Consider the following 23346-nt stretch of genomic DNA (forward strand, 5'->3'; position numbering starts at 1 on the left):
CCCCCAATCCGAAGGAGATCCCATGAGCACGCTGGACTTCACCGGCCGCGTCGTGATCGTCACCGGCGCGGGCCGCGGCATCGGCCGGGCGTACGCGCGGCTGTTCGCCGAGCGCGGCGCCTCGGTCGTGGTCAACGACCTGGGCGGCGACACCGACGGCGCCGCACCCTCCGCGGGCCCGGCCGAGGAGACCGTGACCGCCATCGAGAAGGCCGGCGGCACCGCCGTGGCCAGCACCGCCTCCGTCGCCACCGAGGAGGGCGCCGCGTCCGTCGTCGCCACGGCGCTGGACGCCTTCGGCCGGATCGACGCGGTGGTCAACAACGCCGGCAACTTCCGCATCGGCCCGTTCGACGAGCTGCCGCTCACGACGTATCAGGCGTTCCTGGACGTGCACTACCTGGGCAGCCTCATGCTGGCCCGCGCCGCCTGGCCGCACCTGGTGGCGAGCGGGCAGGGGCGGATCGTGAACACGGTCTCGGCCGCGCTGCTCGGCGTGCCGGACATGGTGCACTACGGCTCGGCCAAGGGCGCGGTGTACGGCCTGACCCGCAACCTCGCCGTGGCCGGCGCGCCGCACGGCGTCAAGGTCAACGCGGTCGCCCCCGGGGCCGCGACGCGCATGGTGGAGCTCACCGGCGACACCCTGCCGCCCGGCACGATCGAGTACATGCGCGAGCACATGCCGCCGGAGCTGGTGGCGCCGGTCGCGGCGTACCTGGCGCACGAGAGCTGCCGCGTCACCGGCGAGGTGCTGAACGCGGCCGGCGGCCTGGTCACCCGGATGGTGATGCTGAACTCGCGCGGCATCCACGACCCGGCCCTGACCCCCGAGACCGTGGCCGGCCGCCTGGACGAGATCCTCGACATGACCGACGCCCAGGTGGCCCCGCTCACCGTCCCGGACCCCGGGACCGTGATCACCTGACGCCGCTCCGCGGGCCGGCAGCCGCGGACGCCTCTCACCCGGCTCCCTTCGGCCCCTCCCGTTCACCGGGACACCGAAGGGGCCGGCCCGCGCGAATCCCTAGCATCGGCCCCACCGCCGCCCGTACACGAAGGGGACGACCGGACATGCCATCTGCCGATGTCATCCGCGAAGCCGTGGCCCGTTATCTCAAGGCCGTGGCCGACGGCACGGCCGGCGACATCGCGGCCTGCTACGCCGAGGACGCGACGCTCGAAGACCCGGTGGGCAGTGAGCCGCGGCGCGGTCGCGCCGCGATCAGGGAGTTCTACGCGGCGATCGAGACGTCGAGACGGCACACCGAGCTGATCGCCCTCCGCGTCGCCGCCGGCAGCGCCGCCTTCCACTTCCTCGTCCGCACCGAGCTGCCGGATCAGACCATCGACGTGGCGCCGATCGATGTGATGACCTTCGACGAGGACGGCCGGATCACCTCCATGCGTGCGTTCTGGAACCCGGACGACATGGCTGTGCGGAGGCACGGTCAGGACGGGTGAACGGCCCCCGGGCCACCAGGGAGCGCGAAGGGATCGGCTGACCACCTCCGCGCGCGGGTGGCCCAGCCCTGCGGAAGCCGCGGACATGTCCGCGGCTTCCGCTTCCGTGCGACAGCCCATGTCGGCGGCGAAGCGTTCGCGATCGTCGTGGTGACGTGCGGCCCGCGACTCCTCGATGCCGTCTCGCGCACGAGGCTCCCCGGCCGCCGTCCGGGCGGTCGGCGGCGCCGCGGTGCGCTGCGCTCCCGGCAGGGGCGGCGATACCGCACGCCGATGTTCTCCGCGGACGGCGCCCTCGGAGGACGGGCCACCCCCTGGGTTGCACCGGGTGTAACCCGAGCCCGCATTACTTGCGCGCGTAAGTAGCGTGTGGTTAACATCCGGGACACATCTCACCCCTTCGAAACCACGGGGTCCCCCATGAGTGCAAGCGCACCGGCAGTCTCCCTCCCACCCAAGGTCAGCCCGACCTACATCTGGCTGATGGTCCTGGCCCAGTTCGGGGTCTTCATGGCGTTGACCACGCCGCTCGCCATCTCCCTGTCGATCCGGGTCGCCCAACTCGCTCCCGGCCAGGAGCAGTACCTCGGCTACATCACCGGCGTCGGCGCGCTGGTCCCGATCCTGACCGGGCCGCTGATGGGCACGTTGAGCGACCGCACCCGCTCCCGCCTGGGCCGCCGCCGGCCGTTCATCGTCGGCGGCATGATCGTGGGCGTCGTCTCCCTGATCGTGATGGCACTGGCCCCGAGCATCCTCGTCCTCGGGCTCGGCTGGGTGCTGGCCCAGTTCGGCTGGGGCAGCACGCTGGGCGGTCTGCTCAGCTCCCAGGCCGACCGGCTGCCGGAGGAGCAGCGCGGCAAGGTCGCCGGGCTGAGCGGCTTCGCCGCGCTGGTCGCGCCCGTGGTGGGCGTGATGCTGGCCGGAACCCTGTCGGGCAAGGCCCTGATGCTGTTCCTCGTCCCCGGCGCCGTCGGCGTGCTGTCGGTGGTCCTGTTCGCCTGGCTGGCCGGTGAGGCCGACAGCAGGGACCTGCCCGCCGCCGAGCCGTTGACCTTCCGGTCGCTGCTGCTGAAGTACACCTGGAGCGTGCGGCGCTTCCCCGACTTCTCCCTGAACTGGCTGGGACGCTTCGCCTTCTACTTCGGTCTGAGCCTGAACACCACCTTCACCGCCTTCTTCTTCGCCTCCCGGCTGGGGGTGGGCGTGGAGCAGGTGGCGGGCACGATCGCGGCGGTCGCCGGCCTCGGCGTACTGGCCACCGCGGGCGGGGCGCTGGGCGGCGGGTTCCTGTCGGACCGGCTGCGCCGTCGCCGGGTGTTCGTCCTGGCCGCCGGAGCGATCTACGCGCTGGGCACGGTGACGATGGCGCTGTCGTCGAGCGTGCCGCCGCTGTTCGCCGGGTCGCTCATCTGCTCGGTGGGCCTGGGCATGTTCTCGGCCGTGGACCAGGCGCTCGCGCTGGACGTGCTGCCCGAGCGGGACACCGACGCGGGCCGCTACCTGGGTGTGTTCGGCTTCGCCGCCTCGCTCCCGCAATCCGTCGCGCCGTTCGTCGCGCCCGTCTTCCTCGCCGTCGGCGCGAGCGGCGCGGAGAAGAACTACACGCTGCTCTACCTCGTCGCCGCCGCCTGCACCCTGCTCGGTGGCCTGGTCATCCTCCGTATCAAGTCCGTCCGCTGAGGAGCTCGCCTTGATGTCGTTCGTCACCGCGCCGTTTCCCGCCGAGGCGCCCTACTTCCGGCGCGAGTTCACCTGTGACCGGCTGCCCGACCATGCCCGCCTCCAGGTGACCGCGCTGGGCATCGTCGAGCCCTACCTGAACGGCACCCGGGTGGGCGATGAGGTGCTGGCGCCCGGCTGGACGTCCTACCGGCACCGGCTCCAGGTCAGCACCCATGACGTCACCCACCTGATCCGCTCGGGAGCCAACGCCCTGGGCGCGATCGTCGGCGAGGGCTGGGCCGCCGGACGCCTCGGCTTCGAGGGCAGAAGACACCACTACACGAAGCGGCCGGCGCTGTACATGCGACTGGAACTCACCTACGGCGAGCAGACAGTGGTCATCGCCACCGACGAACAGTGGCGGGCGGGCACCGGCGCGGTGCTGGCCGCGAGTCTGTACGACGGCGAGACCTACGACGCCCGGCGGGAGCCGCGGGGCTGGAACCTGCCGGGGTTCACCGGCACCTGGGCACGGGTGGAGCCCTTCGAGTGGGACCTCGGCACCCTGGTGCCCACGGTCGCCACCCCGATCCGCCGGATCGAGGAGCTGACCCCGGTGGAGACCGTCATCAAGGACGGCAAGACGATCGTCGACTTCGGGCAGAACATCTCCGGCTGGGTACGGCTCACCGTCACCGGCCAGGCCGGGCAGAGCGTGACGATCCGCCACGCCGAACTGTTGAAGGACGGCGAACTGGACGTCGAGACCCTGCGCACGGCCAGGTCCACCGATCGCTACATCCTGCGCGGCGGCGGCCGGGAGGTCTGGGAGCCCCGCTTCACCTTCCACGGCTTCCGCTACGCCGAGATCGACGGCCCCTTCGAGGAGGTCGAAGCGGTGGTGGTGCACAGCGACATGCGCCGCACCGGCTGGCTGGAGACCTCCCACGAGCTGCTCAACCGCCTGCACGCCAACACCGTCTGGTCGATGCGCGGCAACTTCGTCGGCCTGCCGACCGACTGCCCGCAACGCGACGAGCGCCTCGGCTGGACCGGCGACCTCAACGCCTTCGCCCCCACCGCCGCCTTCCTGTACGACGTGCGCGACGTCCTCGGCTCCTGGCTGCAGGACCTGGCCGCCGAGCAGCGCGAAAAGGGCTACGTGCCCTGGGTGGTGCCCGACGTGCTGTCCACCCCGTCCTCCCCCACCGCCCTGTGGAGCGACGTGGCGGTCAGCCTGCCCTGGGTCCTGTACCAGGAGTACGGCGACACCGAGATCCTCAGACGCTGCTACGACTCCATGGCCGCCTTCATCCGCGACGTCGAGACCCGGCTCGACGACAACGGGCTGTGGAGCAGCGGCTTCCAGTTCGGCGACTGGCTCGACCCCGACGCACCCCCGGACAACGCCGCGGGCGGCAAGACCGACCGGCACCTGGTGGCCGCCGCCTACCTGGCCAAGACCACACGCGAGATGGCCGACACCGCCCGCATCCTCGCCACCGCCGACGCCGGACACTTCGCGTCATTGGCCGAAAGGACACGCGACGCCTTCCGCGCCGAATACGTCACCAAGAACGGCCGGGTCGCCGGCGAGAGCACCACCGCCTACGCCCTGGCCATCTGCTTCGACCTGCTCGACCCCGGCCAGGAGGCCCATGCCGGCGCGCGCCTGGCGCAACTGGTCGCCAAGGCCGGCTTCAAGATCTCCACCGGCTTCGCGGGAACCCCGTTGGTCCTGCCCGCCCTCACCAAGACCGGCCACCTGGAAGAGGCCTACCTGCTGCTCCTGGAGACCGGCTGCCCCTCCTTCCTCTACCCGGTCACCATGGGCGCGACCACGATCTGGGAACGCTGGGACGCCATCCGCCCCGACGGCACCCTCAACTCCACCGGCATGACCTCGCTCAACCACTACGCCCTCGGCGCGGTCTGCGACTGGCTGCACAAGACCGTCGGCGGCCTGGCCCCGCTCGAACCCGGCTACCGGCGCATGCGGATCGCCCCCAAACCCGGCGGCGGCCTCACCCACGCCACCCTCACCCACACCACCGTCCACGGCCAGGTACGCATCGGCTGGCGCCTGACCCGCCGGTTCACCCTCGACGTGACCATCCCCGACGGCACCCACGCCCTGGTCGAACTGCCCGACGGCACGACCGCCGAGATCACCGGCGGCAGCCACTCCTTCGGCTGCGACCTGCCCGGCAAGGACGGCCCGCCCGAGCCGTACACCATGGACACCCCGCTGAAGACGCTCGCCGGGGACCCGGCGGTGTGGCGGGCGGTTACGGAGGCGTTCGCCAAGCACTTCCCCGGCATCCCCCTCGACGGCACCGCCCCCGAGGCCGCCACCTACTCCCTCAACAACGTGCTCGGCTTCGTCCCCGGCGCGTCGGAGGAACTGGCGAACGACCTGAAGACCGCACTGGAAGCATGATCAGGGCAAGGCTGGAAGCCGATCAAGCGCACGGTCCAACAGGGCCAGGATCGCATCGTCGTCGGCCTGGCCGAGGAGACGCTCGGTGCGCAAGCCCTCGACAAGGCAGAGCAGTTCCCGGGCGTCGGCGTCGGCATCGGACACGCCGGCCCGCCGGAACTGATCGGCCACCAGGGTATGCAGCAGCGCGTACTGCTCGCGGAAAACGGCCGCGAGATCCGGGTCGGCCGCGGCGCGGGCCGTGAAGGCCGCGGCCAGCCTCGCCTCGACGGCACGCTCCTCGTCCAGCGGGAGCAACTCCAGCGCGATCGCGCGCAGCACCCGATGGGGTGGCGAGGGCTGCGGCGCGCCGGCCGCCCGCGCCGAGAGCCGCTCGGCCAGACGACGTCCATGATGCCGCAGCGCGAACAGCAGCATCTCGTCCTTGGTGGTGAAGTGATGCTGGATCGCCCCGGTGGTCACTCCGGCCTCTGCCGCGACCTGCCGCAGACCCAGCCCGTCCGGCCCGCCGCGGCTCAGCACACGGCCGACCGCTTCGGCGATCGCGGCCTGGCGCCGCGACGGGTCCAATCGAGTCCTCACGGTTCCCCTCCCATACATTACGATCGTAATGTAGCGGAGGTCCCGCGAAGTGGAGCCCTGCGTGCATGTGAGCGGATTCGTCAACGACTCGGCGCGAGAGCGGTTCTTCGCGCTGTACGAGCAGGCCATGCGGACCTGGCCGGAACACACCCGCCAGGACGTGGAAACCTCCTTCGGCCCCACCGCCACCTACCGGGCGCATGCCGGCACGGGGCCACCGGTGATACTTCTGCACGGAGGCAAGGCCACCTCGGCGTCCTGGGCCCACCTCGTGCCCACGCTGACCCCGTACGGCACCGTCTTCGCCATCGACACCCTCGGCGATGCCGGCGCCAGCATCCAGCAGCGCCCGCTGACCGACGCGCACCAGCGCGCGCAATGGCTGGATGAGGTCCTGGCAGGACTCGGCTGCGACCGCGCCCACCTGATCGGCTTGTCCTACGGCGGCTGGATGGCACTCAACCAGGCCGTACACCGGCCATCGCGGGTCGCCTCGGTGACAGCTCTCGAACCGGCCAGGGCCCTCACCCCCATCCGCGCCGGCTTCTGGCTCCGCCTGATCTCCACGACGCTCACCGGCTCCACCGCAGCCGCGGTCCGCTACCTGGCCTGGTGCCGGGCGGGACGCCTCCCGCAGCCGCCGATGCGAGACCTGCTGGTGTCGGCGATGCTGGATCACCGGCAGCGAGCCGTCTGTCCCCCTCAGCCTCTGACCAACGGCCAACTACGCGCCATCACCGCGCCCACCCTGGTGATCCTCGGCGGACGCAGCCCGGTCCACAACGTCCAGCGCGCGGCGGACCGCACGCGCAGGCTGCTCTCCTCGGCCCGGGTAGAGATCGTGGCGGACGCCGGCCACGGGCTACCGGCCGATTCACCCGAAGCGGTCGGCCGGTTGATCCGCTCGTTCCTACGGGACGTCTCCTCGACCGCTTGAACACCAAGCTCTTTCGAAGATCGTCCTCAGCGGTGAATCAGGGTGGAAAGCACCTCCTGGCGCACGCACGCCGCGCCGTACGCGGTGCGCCCGGCACCGCCGGCGGAGAACCGCGCTCTGGGTGAGCGGGGCATCGCTCACGAGGCGGTGCCGGATTCGGCGTCCGTGGGAGTGTGGGGACGGTAGGAGACCTCGCGCACCACGACCTCGCCGGCGACCGGCTCGACGCCGAACGTGCGACCGGTGAAGCCGCCGGCCACTTCGGTTGACAGGTAGCGTCCGTCGAACGCGCCGAGAACCTGGGGCGTCCCGTCGGCGGCCAGGACGGCCAGTTCCACGACGTCGGGCTCCGGCGGTGGCATGGGGCCGGCCGCCGCGGGTTCCCGGACCGAGATGCGCAGCCTCACCCCATCGCCCGGGGGAACCGGCACCCGCGCGATCGTCGTGCGGGCCGGTCCGACGACCACGGTGGCCTCGACCGTCTCGGCGTCGGCCGTGAGCCCATACCAGTGGGAGCCGTCGATGCCGACGATGAAGCGCCCGGTGCCCCTGGAGGTGTCGAGCCGGGCCTCCGCTGTCCACTCAAGGTCCCGCGCACGCGCCGCCAGCACCGGCCTCGGGTCGCCCTCGGCGGGCGCCGTCAGCACGAGGCGGCCGGGCGCCTGCCACGTGGTGAACGTGTGCGGGAACAGGTTCGGCGACACCCAACGCCGGTCGAGCTCGAAGGAGTCGAACCGATCGACGAAGGAGTGGTCCGGCGGCACCGGGGCGAAGCGCCCCTCATCGACCACAGGCCAGCCGTCGACCCACTCCACGCCCGCGATGAACGTCTCACGGCCGTTGACGTGGAACATCGGGGTCTGGCCGCGGGGGCGTACCCCGAGATACACCATGGCCCACGAGCCGTCGGCCAGTTGGACGAGGTCGGCATGGCCGGTGTTCTGCACGCGATGACCCGAGCTGCGATGGGTGAGGATCGGATTGGCCGGCGCCGCCTCGAAGGGTCCATCCAGCGAACGGGAACGCGCGATGGTGACCGCATGCCCCCGCTCCGTACCGCCTTCCGCGAGCAGCAGGTACCACCAGCCGTCACGTCGGTAGAGGTGCGGGCCCTCCGGGTAGGCCAGCCCGGTGCCGTTCCAGAGCGACTTCGGCGGGGCGAGCATCGCGCCCGTCGCGGGGTCGATCGGCGCGCTGATGATTCCGGTCAGCTCAGGCGCGGTCGATGCCCAGGTGAGGTGGCATATCCCGTCCTCGTCCCAGACCAGGTCCGGGTCGATCCCGATGGCGCCGTCCACGTAGACCGGCTCCGACCATGGCCCCGCGGGGTCATCGGCCGAGACGATCATCTGGCCGCGGTGGATTTCCACCACGTTCGTGGTGACAAGCCAGAACCTCCCCCCGTGGTGGCGAAGCGTCGGTGCGTACACTCCCGTGCTCGCGGGGGCGGCACGCACGTCCAACTGCTCGGGACGCTGCAGCGCGTTGGTCACCAACGTCCAGCTCACCAGGTCGGTGCTGCGGTGGATCGGCACGCCTGGCGCGTACTCGAAGCTGGAGTTGGCGATGTAGTACGTCTCTCCCACCCGGCAGATGGTCGGGTCGGGGTAGAACCCCGCGATGATAGGTGTCGTCGTCACCTGTGGCTCTTTCTATCGGGTTATGCGGGGCGGGCGGCGGGCGGGCGGCCTGTCGCAGGGCGGGCCGATGCCGCCGCCCTACCGCCGAGTGGATTCGCGGGCCACGATGGTCGCGTGCAGGTCGGGGGGCGTCTCGGGCAACGGCCGGTCCTCGGCCGCGTGCAGGGCCAGGTTGGCGAGGTAACGGCCCAGGCCGACGCTGTCGATGCTGACGCTGGACAGCGACGGGTAGAGCATGCTCGCCATCGGCGTGTCGTCGTGACCGATGACGGCCAGGTCACCGGGGACGGACAGGCCGGCGCGTTGCGCGGCGGCCACGGTCATCGCGGCGATGTCGTCATTGAAGGCGGCCACGGCGGTGACGCCATTCGCGTGCCATTCCCGTACGGCTCGTGCCACGCTGCCATCGAGATGATCGACCGGACGGACGTCGAGGGGGTCGAGGCCGAGCCGGTCGGCTGCCTGCCGCGCCGCTTCCACCCGTCCTTCCGACAGCAGGGAGAAGCGCTCATTGGTGCTCGTCGCGAAGGCGAGCCGCCGGTGCCCCAGTTCGTGCAAGTGCGTGATCTGCAGGCGAGTGCCCGCGGTGAGCGTCGCCGACGCCAGGGCGGACCGCTCCTGCTGCACCTGAGGAAGGATCTTGGTGATGCCGCTGGCCTGCATGGAGCTGCGCTCGGCGGCGGTGATGGGCGTCCAGGAGATGACGACGTCCGGGTTGAGCAACTCCCACAGGGGCCGGGCGTGCCCCCTTTCGTGGCGGGTGTAGGTCACCAGGGCGTAGCCCGCCTCGTCGAGGATTTGGGAGGCCGTCTCCAGGTTCTGGCGCAGGCTGTGCTCCATGGGCCAGTCCGGCAGCACCAGCAAAATGATCATGCTGCGCCCTCTGGCGAGCGCCTGGGCGGTCCGGTGCGGCCGGTAGCCCAGACGCGCGGCCTCGGCCAGGACGCGCTCACGCGTGGCGGCGGGGATGCTCTGGCCCGGGGTGTTGTTGAACACATAGCCCACGGTGGCGCGGGACAATCCAAGCGAGCGGGCGACATCCGTTGCGGTGACACGCCTGTTTCGCTGCGTCACGAGAACTTCACCTCTGCCTGCGATAGGGCTTGCACGCGCAAGCCCTATCACTATCTCATGGAATCATCCATCGCCCGCAAATCGCGGGGTCCATCAGTCCTCTTCGGAGAGTGTCAGGCGCCACTGCCAGGCGTATTCGCGCCGGGGCAGCCGATACGCGGGCAAAGTGTCGGGGCCCAGAAGTCCGGTGCCGACGCCGCGATGAGCGATGTCGAGATGGACGACGGTCTTGCGGCTCGGCCGCAGTTCCCACCAGTGTGCCGCCGCCTCCAGCTCGCTGATCGCGTAACGGCTCACGGTCATGTGCAGGGGCGTCGCGTGCACGGTTCGCACGGTTCCGGCCGGGCCGGACAGGCGTAGTTCGGTGACCTCCCCGCGGCCACCGTTCTCCTGCGGTTTCAGATACGGCACGGCGAGATCGCCGATGGGGCTCTCCCACGCGCCGAGCAGGGCCGAGGCTCGGCGGTCGGGGTAGTTCTCCCACGGCCCCAGCCCCACCCATCGGGCCTGTTCGAAGCCGTCCACGAGCTCGAACTCCATGCCCACGCGCAGCCCGTCGCCGACGGCATCGGGCAGCGTCACATGCTCGGCCAACAGGTAGTCTCCCTGGTCCAGGACCGTGACGGTGCGGGTGTGCACGACCTCGTCACCGAAGGCCGCGCGGTACCGGATGGTGGCCGTCCCGGCGTCGGCGCGGACATCGATGGGCGTGAGCTGGAAGAAACCGGATCGGACGAACCGGTTGTCCAGGGCGAACGACTGGTCGTTGTCGGTCAGGGCCCGCCACAGGCACAGTTGCGGCCCACGGCGCAACAGCGGATGACGCACTTCGGCGTGTGCGGTGCCGGTGTCACGGGGAAGGCGCGGCAGCCTGCGGGGGAAGGTGACCTGATGGGCGGAGACCTCTGTGCCCGCCGGCGCCCACACGGCGTCCCGGCGCGTACGCACGCTCACGGTGAGCGCCAGGGCCGTGCCGAGCAGCGCACGGATCGAATCCGGCACGTCGATGATGGCCTCCGCACCTGGCGCCGCCGGCGGCGCGGGGAGCGTGACCGCGCCCACCGGCCCGTCTTCGGTCTCCACCTGCAGCCGCAGGTCGTAGGCACCGAGGTCGGCGAAGGTCTGCCGGTTGCGCAGCCGTAACGTACCGGCCTGGGCCTCCTCCGCGCCGGAGGTGATGCGGATCGGGCTGAACAGGCCGCGCGCCTCGTACAGCGCGGGCTTGGGGGTGAGGTCGGGGAAGACCACGCCGTTGAGGAGCGTGACGCCGTCGTTCGGCTCGTCGCCGAAGTCGCCGCCATAGCGGTACCGGCCGTCGCCGTCGGGGTCGAGCGCGTGGTCCTTGAATTCCCAGATGAAGCCGCCTTGCAGGCCCGGCAGGTTCTCGAACAGCCGCCAGTACTCGGCCAGTCCGCCGGTCGAGTTCCCTTGCGAGTAGGCGTACTCGCACAGGATGACCGGCCGGTCCGCTCGCGGATCGGCGGAAAAGGCCGTGAGGGCCTCGAACGAGGGATACATCGGGCAGACCAGGTCGCTGGCCGCGTGGCCGGCATGCCAGTCCCTGGCGATCGCGCCTTCGTAGTGCAACGGCCGTGTCGGATCGACGGCGCGCACCCACGCGGCGGCGGTATCGTGGCTGGGCCCGTAACCGGTCTCGTTACCGAGCGACCAGATGATCAGCGAGGGATGGTTACGGTCGCGCAGCACCATCCGGGAGACCCGCTCGACGAACTCGGGCAGGTAACGCGGATCGTGGGCGAGCGTGGTGGTGAAGGCGTGCCCCTCGATGTCGGCCTCATCGACCACGTAGAAGCCGATCTCGTCGCACAGGTCGAGGAAGACCGGGTCGTTGGGATAGTGCGAGGTACGGATCGCGTTCACGTTGAACCGCTTGAGCAGGGACAGTTCCGCCAGCATCAGCTCCCGCGAGATGACGCGGCCGGTGCGCGGGTCCACATCGTGGCGGTTGACTCCCTGGATGAGCACGCGTTCGCCGTTGACCAGCAGGTCACGCCCCTCGATGCGTACGCGGCGGAAACCGATGCGCAACCGCGCCGTGTCCACGGTCTCGCCCGCGGGCGAGACCAACTCGACCAGCAGCTCTTCCAGATGCGGTGTCTCGGCCGTCCAGGGGGCGACCTCAAGGGCGTCGAGTGTGAGGACCGCGGTGCCCGCCTTCTCCCGCGGCGGCATCATGCCATCGGCCGCCGGGCGCAGTTCCTCGGCGATGGGAGCGCCGGCCGCGCGCAGGCTGAGCAGATCCATGAGCCCGTCGGGGAGGCCCAGCGGCTTGGGCCGCTTCGAGCGATCGGTCAACGGCGGCGCGAAGGCGGGCTCCACCACGCGCGGGCTGATTCCGCGTGTCTCCGTCCGGCCGAGCACCTCGATCCGTGCCGACCACGCGACCTCGTGCAGATGGTCCAGTCCGGCCGTGGCCACCGTCACTTTCAAGCTTCCGCGCCCGGCCTCGTAGTCCGCCACCACGGCCACGTCACGCAGGTGCACCTCCGGCACGGTGTAGAGGAACACCGATCGGGACAGGCCGGCCTGCCACCAGTGGTCCTGGTCCTCCAGGTAGGTGACCGCCGACCATTTGGCGATCTGGAGCTCGATCGTGTTGGAGCCCGCTATCACGGCGTCGGTGATGTCGAACTCGGCCGCGAGATGCGAGTCGGTGCTGGTCCCGACGGGGTGGCCGTTGACGGTGACGCTCAGGTGACCTTCGGCGGCGCCGACGTGCAAGATCGTCCGGCGCCCCGGTTGTGGCGTCAGTTCCACGGTCCGCCGGTAGACACCGGTTGGATTGTGCTCCGGGACCGCGGGAGGCACCTCGTCGAACGGCATCGCGACGTTGAGATAGTGCGGCGGATCGGCCTTCTCCCGCATCGTCCACAGTTCCGGCACCTCCACGCTCTTCCACTCCTGCTCATACGGCAGGAGCCGGAACTCCCACGTCCCGTCGAGGACGATGTCGGGCGTACGGCGCAGCGCCCCCATGGGCAGGCGTTTCACGGATGCTACTCCTCAGTAAGCGTGCGGGCGTGGACGCGCATGCGGTTCGCCGCGGGACAAGGCGATCCTTCTGACAGTCGGGCCGGTGGAAGCACCGATCAACGGTGGCGGACCGGCTCGTCCGGGCCCGGATCGGTCGCCCCACGACGCAAGCCCGTGCTCCTCGTGCTCCTCGTGCTCCTCGCGGGAGACGAGGCCCCAACTGTAGGCAGATGAACTTACGCGCGCAAGTACTTGTGCGTGAAAGTTGAGGGGGCTACCGTACCGGCAAGCTTGCGCGCGAAAGCGCCCGGAAATGGTGGAGTAACGATGGCGGCCAGTCCTCACCACAACGCGCCGGAGGGGACGTCGGACTCACCCGTTCTCGACCGTCACCCGCGCATCCCGCCCGCCCCAAGGACACCGCGAATCATGAAGGCCGGTCCGATCCAGGGTGCCGTCCCCATGGACCTCGTTGACTTCGGTGCACGGACAAAGCCATCGGTTCGCGCCGGCGTGGGGGCCAGGCGGCGAGCTGGGACCCGGCGATCGGCAAGAAGGTGCGCCGGATCGCGCACCACGTTCGAAGAGACGACGACGGAGTCAGACAATGACCACCCAACATCCGGACCGTGGCACCAAGCTTCCGACGGATACCGCTGATGACCCCGGTCCGAACGGTCCTGTCGTCACCGGCGTCCAGCCCGAACCGCCGCGCGCGTCGAAGTGGCTGATCTTCGTCTACACGATCACGATGTTCGCGGGCAGCTTTGCCCTGCTCACCCCGACCCTCTTCGCCGTCGCCTACAAGGTGCAGCAGGTGGATCCGCAGGGGAAGGAGACGGCCCTCGGCGTCATCGTCGCGGTCGCCGCCGTGATCAATCTGCTGGCCGGGCCGCTGTGCGGCGTCCTGTCCGACCGGACCCGGCTGCGGTGGGGGCGACGACGCCCCTGGATCGTCGCGGGCATCATCATCTGCGCGGGCAGCGGCCTGCTCATGGCTCTGGCCACCACCACGGTGTCGATCGGCATCGGCTGGGCCGTCTACACCGTCGGCCTGGCGTGCGCGTTGGGCGCCATGAACCCCGTACTCGCGGAGACGATCCCCTCCGGCCAGCGCGGAACGGTCGGCGCCCTGGTGGGGGTCGGCGGCCAGCTCGCGGGCGTGGCAGGCACCCTCGTCGGAAGCATGCTCACCGGCGATCCGCTGCTGCTGTTCCTCCTTCCCGTCGCCGTGCTGGCGGTCCTGTTCGTCGTGTACGCGGTCACCATCCCCGACGGGCCGGCGCCGGCCGCGACGGAGCGTCAATCCCTGGGGGCGGTGTTCCGTCAACTGGTGTTCGACCCGCGAAGGCACCGGGACTTCGCCCTGGTCTGGCTCGGCCGTTTCCTGATGCAGGTGGGGCTGACCTTCCTGAGCACCTACCAGCTGTATTTCCTGCTCGACCGGCTCGGTCTCGTCCCGGAAGACGCCGGGCGGCAGCTCGCGTTCGTCGGTGGCATCGGAATCGCCGTGACCACCCTTTTCGCGGTCGTGGGCGGGATCGTCTCCGACCGGCTGAAGCGCCGAAAGGCGTTCATCTACCTCGCCTCCGCGCTTTCCGCGACCGGTCTGGTCATCCTGGCGTTCGCGAACGGGGTGCCTCAATTCGCCACCGCCGTCGGCTTCGTTCTCGCCGCAGCGGGACTGTTCGGCTCCGTTGACCTGGCCCTGGCCGGCGACGTGATCCCGGACAGCTCCGAGGCGGGGCGGTGGATGGGCATCTACTACGTCGCGAACACCACCTCCACGGCCCTCGCCCCGATGTTCGCGCCCGCCATCCTGCTCATCGGTGGGGGCGGAAACTACACGGCCCTGTTCCTGGTCGGCGCGGTAGTGGCCCTCGGGGCCGGTCTCACGGCCCAGCGTATCCGCGCCGTTCGCTAGCACCCACAGATAGGCAACGATGACCACTCATCACGACGATGACAGACCCGCCGCCGACGCCTCACAGGCGGCACCGCTTTCCGGGATTCCCGCAGAGCGGAAGGCGAGCCTGCTGTCCGGCAGGAACTTCTGGGAGACCGAAGCGCTCGAAGAAGCGGGGATCGCCGCGATAGCGATGGCCGATGGGCCGTATGGTCTGCGGCACCAGTCCGGCCATCATGACAACCTCGCGCTGTTCGAAAGCGATAAGGCGACCTGTTTCCCGCCCGGCGTCGCGATCGGCTCCAGCTGGGACCCGGCCATGGCGGCCCGGCTCGGCACAGCGCTCGGCAAGGAGGCGGCCGCACAGGGAGTCGATGTCGTTCTCGGCCCAGGCGTCAATATCAAGCGCTCCCCGCTGTGCGGGCGGAACTTCGAGTACTACTCCGAGGACCCGCACCTGTCCGGTGTTCTCGGGGCCGCGTTCACCCGCGCTCTCCAGGCCGAGGGCCCAGGCGCGTCCGTGAAGCACTTCGCCGCGAACAATCAGGAGACGAACCGGCAGACCATCAGCTCCGATGTCGACGAGCGCACGCTCCGCGAGATCTACCTGCCGGCGTTCGAACACATCGTCACCGAGGCGCGCCCGGCGACGGTGATGGCGTCCTACAACAAGATCAACGGCGTGAGCGCCTCCGAGAACCGGTGGTTGCTCACCGAGGTGCTCCGCGGCGAATGGGGCTTCGAAGGGGTCGTCGTCTCGGACTGGAGTGCGGTGACCGACCGGGTCGCGGCTCTTAAGGCGGGCCTCGATCTCGAAATGCCCGGTGGTGACATGGGCCACGACGAGGACGTGCTCACGGCCCTGCGATCCGGAGAGGTCTCAGAATCCCACGTCGATGCGAGTGTCGCGCGGATCGCCGCGCTGGCCCGGCGCAAGGTGACCTCGGCCGCCGCGGTCGATTACGAGGAGCACCACCGGATCGCCCGGCAGATCGCGCAGGAGTGCGCGGTGCTGCTCCGCAACGAGGACCAGGTCCTGCCCATCCCCGGTGGGGTCCATGTCGCGGTCATCGGCGCGTTCGCCGAGCACCCGCGGTATCAGGGCGGGGGCAGCGCGCACGTCAATGCGACGCGCGTCGACCGGCCGATCGACGAGATCCGTACGATCGCGGCCGAGGTGGGAGCGACCGTCGGCTACACGCCCGGGTTCGTCCTCGATGGGCCGCGGGACGAGCGGCTCGTCTCCGACGCGATCGCCGCGGCCCGCAGCGCCGACATCGCGGTGGTGTTCGCCGGTCTGAGCGAACAGCGGGAGTCGGAGGGATTCGACCGGGACACCATCGACCTTCCCCCGGCACAGGTCGAGCTCATCCGCGAGGTCGCGGCCGCCGCGCACCGCACCGTCGTCGTCCTCGCCAACGGCGGCATCGTCTCGCTGGAGGGATGGCACGACGACGTGCACGCGATCCTTGAGGGATTCCTGCTCGGCCAAGGAGGCGGACACGCTGTCGCCGACATCCTCTTCGGCCGGGTGAACCCGTCCGGCCACCTGGCCGAGAGCATCCCCATCCGGCTCCAGGACCATCCGAGCTGGCTGAACTTCCCCGGCGAGCAGGGACACGTGCGATACGGCGAGGGAGTCCTCGTCGGCTACCGCTACTTCTCCACCGCGGGGACTCCCGTGAGATACCCCTTCGGGCACGGCCTGTCCTATACGACGTTCGAGACACGCGCTCTGCGCGTCACCCGCAAGGGCGCCGACAGCGCGACCGCCGAAGTCGTGGTGACCAACACGGGGACTCGTGCCGGCAAGCATGTCGTCCAGGTCTACGTGGCGACCGAAGCCGGGCCCGTCCGGCGCCCGCTGCGGGAGCTGCGGGGGTTCGCCAAGGTCCGGCTCGACCCCGGCGAGACCGCGACGGTGGAGATCGACCTTCCCCGGCGCGCCTTCGCATACTGGGACGTCCGCGTGGGTCGCTGGGCGGTCGCCCCAGGCGACTACCGCATCGAGGTGTGCGCCGACGCCAACACCGTGCTGCGGTCCTCGACCCTCACACTCCAGGGCGAGCGCATCGCCACCGAGTTGACCATGGACACCCCCGTCGGGGCGTGGTTCGAGCATCCCGGCGTGGGCTCGAAGGTCATGGACGCGCTCGGGCTGACAGGCGCGCCGATCACCGAGGAACAGATGGCGATGATCGCCTCAATGACGATGCGGCAGTTCATCGGCATCTCGGGCCTGGACGTCTCCACGGACGCTCTGCGATCACTCATGGCGGCCAGCCGCCCGGCCTGAGCCCGCGTCACGCGAAACCCCGTCATCGAAGACAGTCTGGAGACGGACGTGAAGAGTTTGAGAGTCACCGCTCCTGGCACCGTCGAACTGCTCGACATCGCCCGCCCGGCCGCAGGGCCGCGCGACGTCCTGGTGAAGGTCAGGGCCTGCGGGATCTGCGGTACCGACGTGTTCTACACCCACATCGGCGGGCTGCCGCATCAGCGGTACGACATACCGCTGGGGCATGAGGCCGCCGGTGAAGTCGTCGAAATCGGCGCCGACGTATCGGGTGTGTCCGTCGGGGACCATGTGGTGGTCAACCCGATGGCGAACGCCGACGGCATCATCGGCAACGGAGGCGTCCAGGGCGCGCTGTCCGAACTGCTCGTCCTTCCGGATGCCAAGCCCGGCGTGCATTTCCGCGTGATTCCCGATGACATCCCGTGGGAGGTGGCGGCGCTCAACGAACCGATGGCCGTCGCGTTCCACGGCGTCAACCGGTCCGGCACCGGCGCAGGAACCAAGGTGGTCATCTTCGGCGCCGGCCCGATAGGGCTGGGAGCGGCCGTCGCGTCCAAGTCCAATGGCGCGGATCACGTCGTGGTGGTGGACGTGGTCGCCAACCGGCTGGAGAAGGCGCGGCTGATCGGCGCGGACGGGGTCGTCAACTCGGCCGAGGAGGACGTGATCGAGCGCCTCAAGGAACTCCACGGACAGGTGCCAGGACCCGTCGGACGGCCGCCGCGGCCGGATACGGACGTCTACCTGGACGCCGCCGGCGTGCCTGCCGTGATCGAAACGGCTCTCAAGGGACTCAAGCACGGCGCGGTTCTCACGATCGTCGGCGTCCACAACAAGCCGGTGGAGATCGACCTGCGAGACATCCTCCCCAGCGAACCCGACATCCGGCTCGCCATGGGCTACCCGACCGAGATCTTCGAGGTGACCGAATCGATCATCGCCGACTGGCGGAAGTACCGGCACCTCATCAGTGACATCGTGCCTTTCGCCGAAGCGGAACGAGCCATTCGGCTCGCGTCGGTTCCCGGCGCCACCGACAAAGTCGTCGTCGTTTTCGACTGACGTCGTGCCGCCTTCACTGGCGCTACCCGTCGTGCCCGATGGACGTGCGTGCCGCCCTGAGACCACGGGAGTGTACGCACCGGCGCTTCGCCATCACGGGGGAAGACCACACTGGAGGGATCCCGGTGAACCTGGACGTCGGCGTCGTAAGGCTACAGGGGCACGGACGCGCCGAAGCCATCGCAGCCATGACAGGTCCCGCTCAGTGGGAACCAGGCATCGTGCCCTGGTGAGGTACTCCTAGCGTTCGTTCGTGGGGTGCCCATGGCCCAGGTCATCGTCGACAGCGTGAGGTGCCACTTGAACACGGCGGCAAACGCATGCGAGCCGAATCGAGGCGTGCTCCTGAGGATGCGACTCCAGGACCAGCGGCACTGATGCCGGTAGCGAACAACTGAATATCGCCGCCGCGAATGTTCCTTCGAGTCTTCGGAGCCCTCTCAGAAAGGCTTGTCCCATGACCGGCGGACCGCCCGGCTGCACGGTTCATCGACGCCGTACGAGAAGTGGGGATCGCACTGGAAAAACTGAAGCACCCACCCACCACGCCGGTCGGCGCCTAGCGGGCATGACGAGCATCGGAGCGAAAGGCCCCGGTTGATGCGGGCTTAGCGCCGCCGGCGCCTAGCCGTACGGCGCCCCTCACTGTAGCGGTAACTTTCGCGCGCAAGCACTTGTGCACGAAGATGGAGATAGCTAGCGTACCCACAGGCTTGCGCGCGAAAGCGGTCCGACGCTGCCCGGCACCGTCATCATCTCCGGAGGTCACGTCCATGGAACGGCTCATCGACCGACCTACCGTGATCGCCGGTGCCGGCGCCGGCCGGGCCATGGCCCTGCGGCTCCCGGCCGAGGGCGCCCGGGCGGTGGCCTCCGACGCCTCCGGGGAAGGGCTGGCGGAGACCGCGTCCCTCGCGGCCGGGGACCGGCTCACCATCGTCGGCGTGGACGTCGCCGCATCCATGGCCGCGTACGCGGCCGGCCGAGGCGGCGTCGCCTCCTTCGCCCACAGCATCGCCCAGCAGCACGGCAGGTGAACATCGTGCCGGGCGGGATCAGCAGCGGCGTGCCGGTCTCGGACCACGGCTCGTTCATCACCGGCGCCGGGATCCGCAGCGACGGCGGCACCCATCAGTAGTCCAATCGTCCGCATCCCCCGAAGAGAAATGGCAGATGGAGAACTACGAGGCGTATCGCGACGCATCCCTTCCCGCTGAGGAGCGAGTGCGCGACCTTTTGGGCCGGATGACACTCGAGGAGAAGGCCGCCCAGACGCAAGCGCCCTTCGGATCGGCCGTCGATGTGCACACACCGCCCGTGACCGGGTGGGGCAACGTGACGGCGGGCCTGTCCACACTCGGGCTGCCGCCTCGCGAGGCGGTGCACAGGGCGAACGAGCTGCAGCGCAAGCACGTCGAAGACACGCGGCTGGGCATCCCCGTCCTCCTCGCGGAAGAGGCCCTGATCGGCTTCAAGGTCCGTGACGCGACGACCTTTCCCGACGCGATCGCCCAGGCGGCCACCTGGGATCCCGAGCTGATCGAGGAGATGGCCAGGACGATCGGGACGCAGATGGCCCGGCTCGGGGTGCGTCAGGCGTTGTCCCCGCTCGCCGACGTCGCCCGCGACCCGCGATGGGGCCGCGTGGAGGAGACGTACGGCGAGGAGCCGTACCTGGTCGGAACGATGGCGACCGCGTTCGTGCGCGGCCTTCAGAACGCCGACGCGCGGGTTCCCCTCATCGCCACGCTGAAGCACTTCCTCGGCTACAGCGCGAGTGACGGCGGCCGGAACACCGAACCGGCGCAGCTCGGCCCACGAGAGCTGCGCGAGATCCACGGGGTGCCCTTCGAGATGGCGATCCGCGAGGGCGGCGCGCGAGGCGTGATGCCCGCGTACAACGCCATCGACGGGGTTCCGCTCACCGGATCGAAGTCCTACCTGACCGGCCTGCTGCGCGAGGAATTCGGCTTCGACGGTCTGGTGATCTCCGATCTCGCCGCGGTGGGGCAGTTGCACACCAAGCACGGCACCGCCGAGGACGAGGCCCACGCGCTCGCGCAGGCGCTGCGCGCCGGGGTCGATCTGAACCTCGACAACAAGGTGTCGGCGGAGCAGATCGTCGAAGCCGTGCGGTCGGGCGTCATCGACGAGGCCGACCTGGATCGGGCCGTCTCGCGCGTGCTGCTCGCCAAGTTCCGCCTCGGGCTGTTCGAGAACCCCTACGCCGAAGCGGAGCCGGTGCCCGAGACCTTCGACTCGGATCAGGAGCGGGCGCTCTCGCGCAGGATCGCGGAGAAGTCCGTCATCCTCCTGCGGAACGAACCGGTCGGCGATGCGCCGGTGCTCCCCCTCAGCCCTTCGCTGCGCACGATCGCCGTGATCGGCCCGAATGCGGACCGCCCGATGGGCCAGCTCGGGGACTACAGCTACCAGGTTCTCGACAGCATGACCACGCGATTCCACCTCGCCGCCGACCCGCAGGCGCGCCCCGAGGACGTCGAGGACCTCGCCGGCAGGGGAAGCCCCGACGATGCCAGGCTGATGGTCGAATCGGTGCCGGTCGTGACCTTCCTGGAGGGCATCCGGCGGCGCGCCGGAGACGACGTGAACGTGCTGTACGAGCCCGGCTGCCCGGTCGCCGGCGAAGACCGGTCCGGTTTCGGGGCCGCGGTGCGCGCGGCGAGCGCCGCGGAGGTGGCCGTGGTCGTCGTCGGCGACCAGTCGGGAATCAACGGGTTCGGCACGGTCGGCGAGGGCCTCGACAGCACCGAGTGCGCCCTCCCCGGCGTGCAGCGCGAACTGGTCGAGGCCGTCGTGGCCACGGGGACACCGACGGTCGTGGTCCTCAGCCATGGCCGGCCGTACGTTCTCGGGTGGATGGCCGACTCCGTTCCCGCGATCGTGAGCTCGTTCTTCGGCGGTGAGGAGGCCGGTAACGCCGTCGCGTCCGTCCTGTTCGGCGACGTCAACCCGGCGGGGCGCCTGCCGATCGCGATGCTGCGTTCGGCCGGCGCCGCTCCGCTTCCGTACTGGCGGACGCTGCAGCAGCCCACGTACGTCGACGGCTCGATCGGCGCGGTGTTCCCCTTCGGGCACGGGCTCAGCTACACCAGGTTCGACTACCGCGACCTGGAGATCGAGTCTCCACAGGTGCCGACGGACGGCGTGGTGCGGCTGTCGTTCACCGTGGTCAACGTCGGCGATCGGGCGGGCGACGAGGTCGCCCAGGTGTACGGCCGTGACGTCATCGCACGTACGGCAAGGCGCGGGCGCACGCTGGTCGCCTTCCGCCGCCTTCACCTCGATCCCGGAGCCGCGACCCGGGTGACGGCCGAGGTTCCGACGAGCATGTTCGCGCTCTGGGACGTGGACGAGGGATGGGTGGTGGAGCCCGGGTCGATCAAGTTCTTCGTCGGCGGTTCCTCGGCCGCCATCCGGCTGCGGGGCGAGGTGACACTCACCGGGAAGGATCACTTTCCCGGTCCGAACCGCCCGCTGACCAGCACCGTCACCGCCGGCCCCGTCGCATCCGACGGGCTCGCGTCGCGGCAGAGGCGGGAGCTCGGCCCGGTCGAGCCGGTCACGCAGGACAACACGGTCCGCGAATGGCTCGGCCACCCCGTGGGAGGAGAGCTTCTCCGGGAAGCGCTCGGGGGCCTCGACGAGGACGTGCTCGCCCCGGCCCTGGACCTCACTTTGCGGCAGATGGTCGCGTTCAGCGGCGGCCGGTTCCCGCTGTCGCTGCTCGATGAGCTTCTGGCGAAGATGAACAGCAGAATCGGAGATGGTTCGTGACCCGCTCATTCCCCGACGGCTTCCTGTGGGGAGCCGCGACCGCTGCGCACCAGGTCGAGGGCAACAACGTCAACAACGACCAGTGGCAGTTCGAACTCAGCGCCGCGGAACACGGCGTCCAGTTCAGCGGCGATGCCGTGGACGGCTATCACCGCTACGAGGAGGACATGCGGCTGCTCGCCGAAGCGGGCTGCAACGCCTACCGGTTCAGCCTGGAGTGGTCTCGCATCGAGCCGAGCCCGGGCAGGTTCTCCCGGGCGATGCTCGCCCACTACCGGCGCATGATCGAGACGGCGAAGCGGCTGGGCCTCACACCGGTGGTCACCCTGCACCACTTCACGCATCCGATCTGGTTCGGAGAGAAGGGGGAGGCCTGGCTCGGAGAGGGCGCGATCGAGGCGTTCGCCCGCTACGTGGAGCAGGCGTGCACGATCCTTGACGGCGTCGAGTGGGTCTGCACCATCAATGAGCCGAACATCGTCGCGGTCAACCACGGGCAGCTACGCCGCATCGCCCGGGGGGAGGAGTACCAGTTCGTGGGGGCGCTGCCCGACGCCGAGATCGGCGAGGCACTGATCGCGGCGCATCGCGTTGCGGCGCCGCTCGTACGGCAGGCCACGGGGGCGAAGGTCGGCTGGACCGTCGCCAACCAGGCACTTGTCCCGGCTCCCGGCGGGGAGCGGAAACATGCCGAGATCCAGTACATCTGGGAGGACATGTATCTCGAACCGGCCCGCGACGACGACTTCGTCGGTGTGCAGTCGTACACCAGCCAGCCCGTCGATGAAAAGGGCGTCGTCCCGCATCCGCCCCACCCCGACAACACCCTCATGGGGTGGGCCTACCGGCCGGACGCGCTCGGCATCGCCGTACGCCACACTCACGACGTCGTGGGGGACGTGCCGATCCTCGTCACCGAGAACGGCATCGCCACCGCTGACGATCGGCGGCGCATCGCCTACACCGACGAGGCCCTGAATCACCTGCGCGACGCGATGGATGACGGCATCGATGTCCGTGGCTACCTGCACTGGAGTCTGCTGGACAACTTCGAGTGGGGGCGGTGGGAGCCCACCTTCGGGCTCATCGCCGTAGACCGGGAAACCTTCGAACGCCGGCCGAAGCCGAGTCTCGCGTGGCTCGGGGGCATCGCCCGCGCCAACGCGGTCTGAAACCGGCAGAGCCACCGGATCGAAGGTGCGATCCGGTGGCTTGCCGATGCGGGACGGCCGTCCTCAGTTCAGCCGATTCCACTGAACCTCGGACAGTGCGCTCCTGACCTTGCGCGTGCCGAGGTCGATTGCGGCGGACTTCTGCATTTTCGTCAGCTTGGGAGCATCAGCGGTGCCGACGGCGCCGGCGGTGACGAGCGCTTGCGCGACTTCTCCGGCCGACTCCGGCGCTCCCGGGGACGAGACGCATGAGTGAAGGGCCAGCGCGGCCCAGGTGGCGAAGAAGGCCGGCTTGTCGGCGGTCTTCCACACG

Annotated in this window: 16 protein-coding genes; 11 read left to right on the top strand and 5 right to left on the bottom strand. The window is 69.8% G+C overall.

The features are described from left to right. The first annotated feature begins 22 nt into the window (after positions 1 to 22). The 4 genes from HNP84_RS46875 to HNP84_RS46890 all read left to right on the top strand — a co-directional run bounded on the left by HNP84_RS46875 (position 23) and on the right by HNP84_RS46890 (position 5569). Entirely contained in the window at positions 23 to 928 is a 906-nt protein-coding gene (locus HNP84_RS46875; protein WP_185056618.1) for an SDR family NAD(P)-dependent oxidoreductase, read from the top strand. A 146-nt stretch (positions 929 to 1074) separates the two neighbouring features. Next, positions 1075 to 1464, top strand: a complete 390-nt coding sequence (locus HNP84_RS46880; RefSeq protein WP_185056619.1) for a nuclear transport factor 2 family protein — start codon at positions 1075 to 1077, stop codon at positions 1462 to 1464. A gap of 420 nt (positions 1465 to 1884) precedes the next feature. Beyond that, positions 1885 to 3147, top strand: a complete 1263-nt coding sequence (locus tag HNP84_RS46885) for an MFS transporter (RefSeq protein ID WP_221337642.1) — start codon at positions 1885 to 1887, stop codon at positions 3145 to 3147. Between the two features lie 13 nt (positions 3148 to 3160). Continuing rightward, a complete protein-coding gene (locus HNP84_RS46890) occupies positions 3161 to 5569 on the top strand; it encodes an alpha-L-rhamnosidase (protein WP_185056620.1) in 2409 nt (802 codons plus the stop codon). Here HNP84_RS46890 and HNP84_RS46895 read toward each other — a convergent pair whose 3' ends face one another. Beyond that, a complete protein-coding gene (locus HNP84_RS46895; protein ID WP_185056621.1) occupies positions 5570 to 6151 on the bottom strand; it encodes a TetR/AcrR family transcriptional regulator in 582 nt (193 codons plus the stop codon). Between the two features lie 61 nt (positions 6152 to 6212). Between HNP84_RS46895 and HNP84_RS46900 the strand changes: the two genes are divergently transcribed. After that, positions 6213 to 7088 (top strand): alpha/beta fold hydrolase, encoded by an 876-nt coding sequence (locus HNP84_RS46900; RefSeq protein ID WP_185056622.1) that lies wholly within the window; start codon positions 6213 to 6215, stop codon positions 7086 to 7088. A gap of 137 nt (positions 7089 to 7225) precedes the next feature. Here HNP84_RS46900 and HNP84_RS46905 read toward each other — a convergent pair whose 3' ends face one another. From HNP84_RS46905 to HNP84_RS46915, 3 genes are all read right to left on the bottom strand, one after another. After that, positions 7226 to 8728 carry a glycoside hydrolase family 43 protein gene (locus HNP84_RS46905; protein WP_185056623.1) on the bottom strand — a complete coding sequence of 501 codons (1503 nt, stop codon included), beginning with the start codon at positions 8726 to 8728 and terminating at the stop codon, positions 7226 to 7228. A 78-nt stretch (positions 8729 to 8806) separates the two neighbouring features. Then, on the bottom strand, positions 8807 to 9802 hold the full coding sequence (locus tag HNP84_RS56570; RefSeq protein WP_185056624.1) for a LacI family DNA-binding transcriptional regulator: 996 nt from the start codon (positions 9800 to 9802) through the stop codon (positions 8807 to 8809). 93 nt (positions 9803 to 9895) lie between these two features. Continuing rightward, positions 9896 to 12814, bottom strand: a complete 2919-nt coding sequence (locus tag HNP84_RS46915; RefSeq protein WP_221337643.1) for a glycoside hydrolase family 2 TIM barrel-domain containing protein — start codon at positions 12812 to 12814, stop codon at positions 9896 to 9898. Positions 12815 to 13403: 589 nt separating this feature from the next. Between HNP84_RS46915 and HNP84_RS46920 the strand changes: the two genes are divergently transcribed. From HNP84_RS46920 to HNP84_RS56575, 6 genes are all read left to right on the top strand, one after another. After that, a complete protein-coding gene (locus tag HNP84_RS46920; protein WP_185056625.1) occupies positions 13404 to 14720 on the top strand; it encodes an MFS transporter in 1317 nt (438 codons plus the stop codon). 19 nt (positions 14721 to 14739) lie between these two features. Beyond that, a complete protein-coding gene (locus HNP84_RS46925; protein ID WP_185056626.1) occupies positions 14740 to 16998 on the top strand; it encodes a beta-glucosidase in 2259 nt (752 codons plus the stop codon). Positions 16999 to 17046: 48 nt separating this feature from the next. Further along, positions 17047 to 18063, top strand: a complete 1017-nt coding sequence (locus tag HNP84_RS46930) for a zinc-dependent alcohol dehydrogenase (RefSeq protein WP_185056627.1) — start codon at positions 17047 to 17049, stop codon at positions 18061 to 18063. 773 nt (positions 18064 to 18836) lie between these two features. After that, complete coding sequence (locus HNP84_RS46935; protein WP_185056628.1) at positions 18837 to 19100, top strand: hypothetical protein; 264 nt, start codon at positions 18837 to 18839, stop codon at positions 19098 to 19100. Between the two features lie 208 nt (positions 19101 to 19308). Continuing rightward, positions 19309 to 21861: a beta-glucosidase family protein gene (locus HNP84_RS46940; protein ID WP_221337644.1), complete on the top strand. Its 2553-nt coding sequence runs from the start codon at positions 19309 to 19311 to the stop codon at positions 21859 to 21861. Next, a complete protein-coding gene (locus tag HNP84_RS56575; RefSeq protein ID WP_185056630.1) occupies positions 21858 to 23033 on the top strand; it encodes a glycoside hydrolase family 1 protein in 1176 nt (391 codons plus the stop codon). The genes HNP84_RS46940 and HNP84_RS56575 overlap by 4 nt, the downstream gene beginning before the upstream one ends. Positions 23034 to 23096: 63 nt before the next feature. Here HNP84_RS56575 and HNP84_RS46950 read toward each other — a convergent pair whose 3' ends face one another. After that, the gene (locus HNP84_RS46950; RefSeq protein WP_185056631.1) at positions 23097 to 23345 is read right to left on the bottom strand and encodes a hypothetical protein; all 249 of its coding nucleotides are present in this window, start codon (positions 23343 to 23345) and stop codon (positions 23097 to 23099) included. Position 23346: the final 1 nt, after the last annotated feature.

The organism is Thermocatellispora tengchongensis (assembly GCF_014202315.1).
GTDB lineage: Bacteria > Actinomycetota > Actinomycetes > Streptosporangiales > Streptosporangiaceae > Thermocatellispora > Thermocatellispora tengchongensis.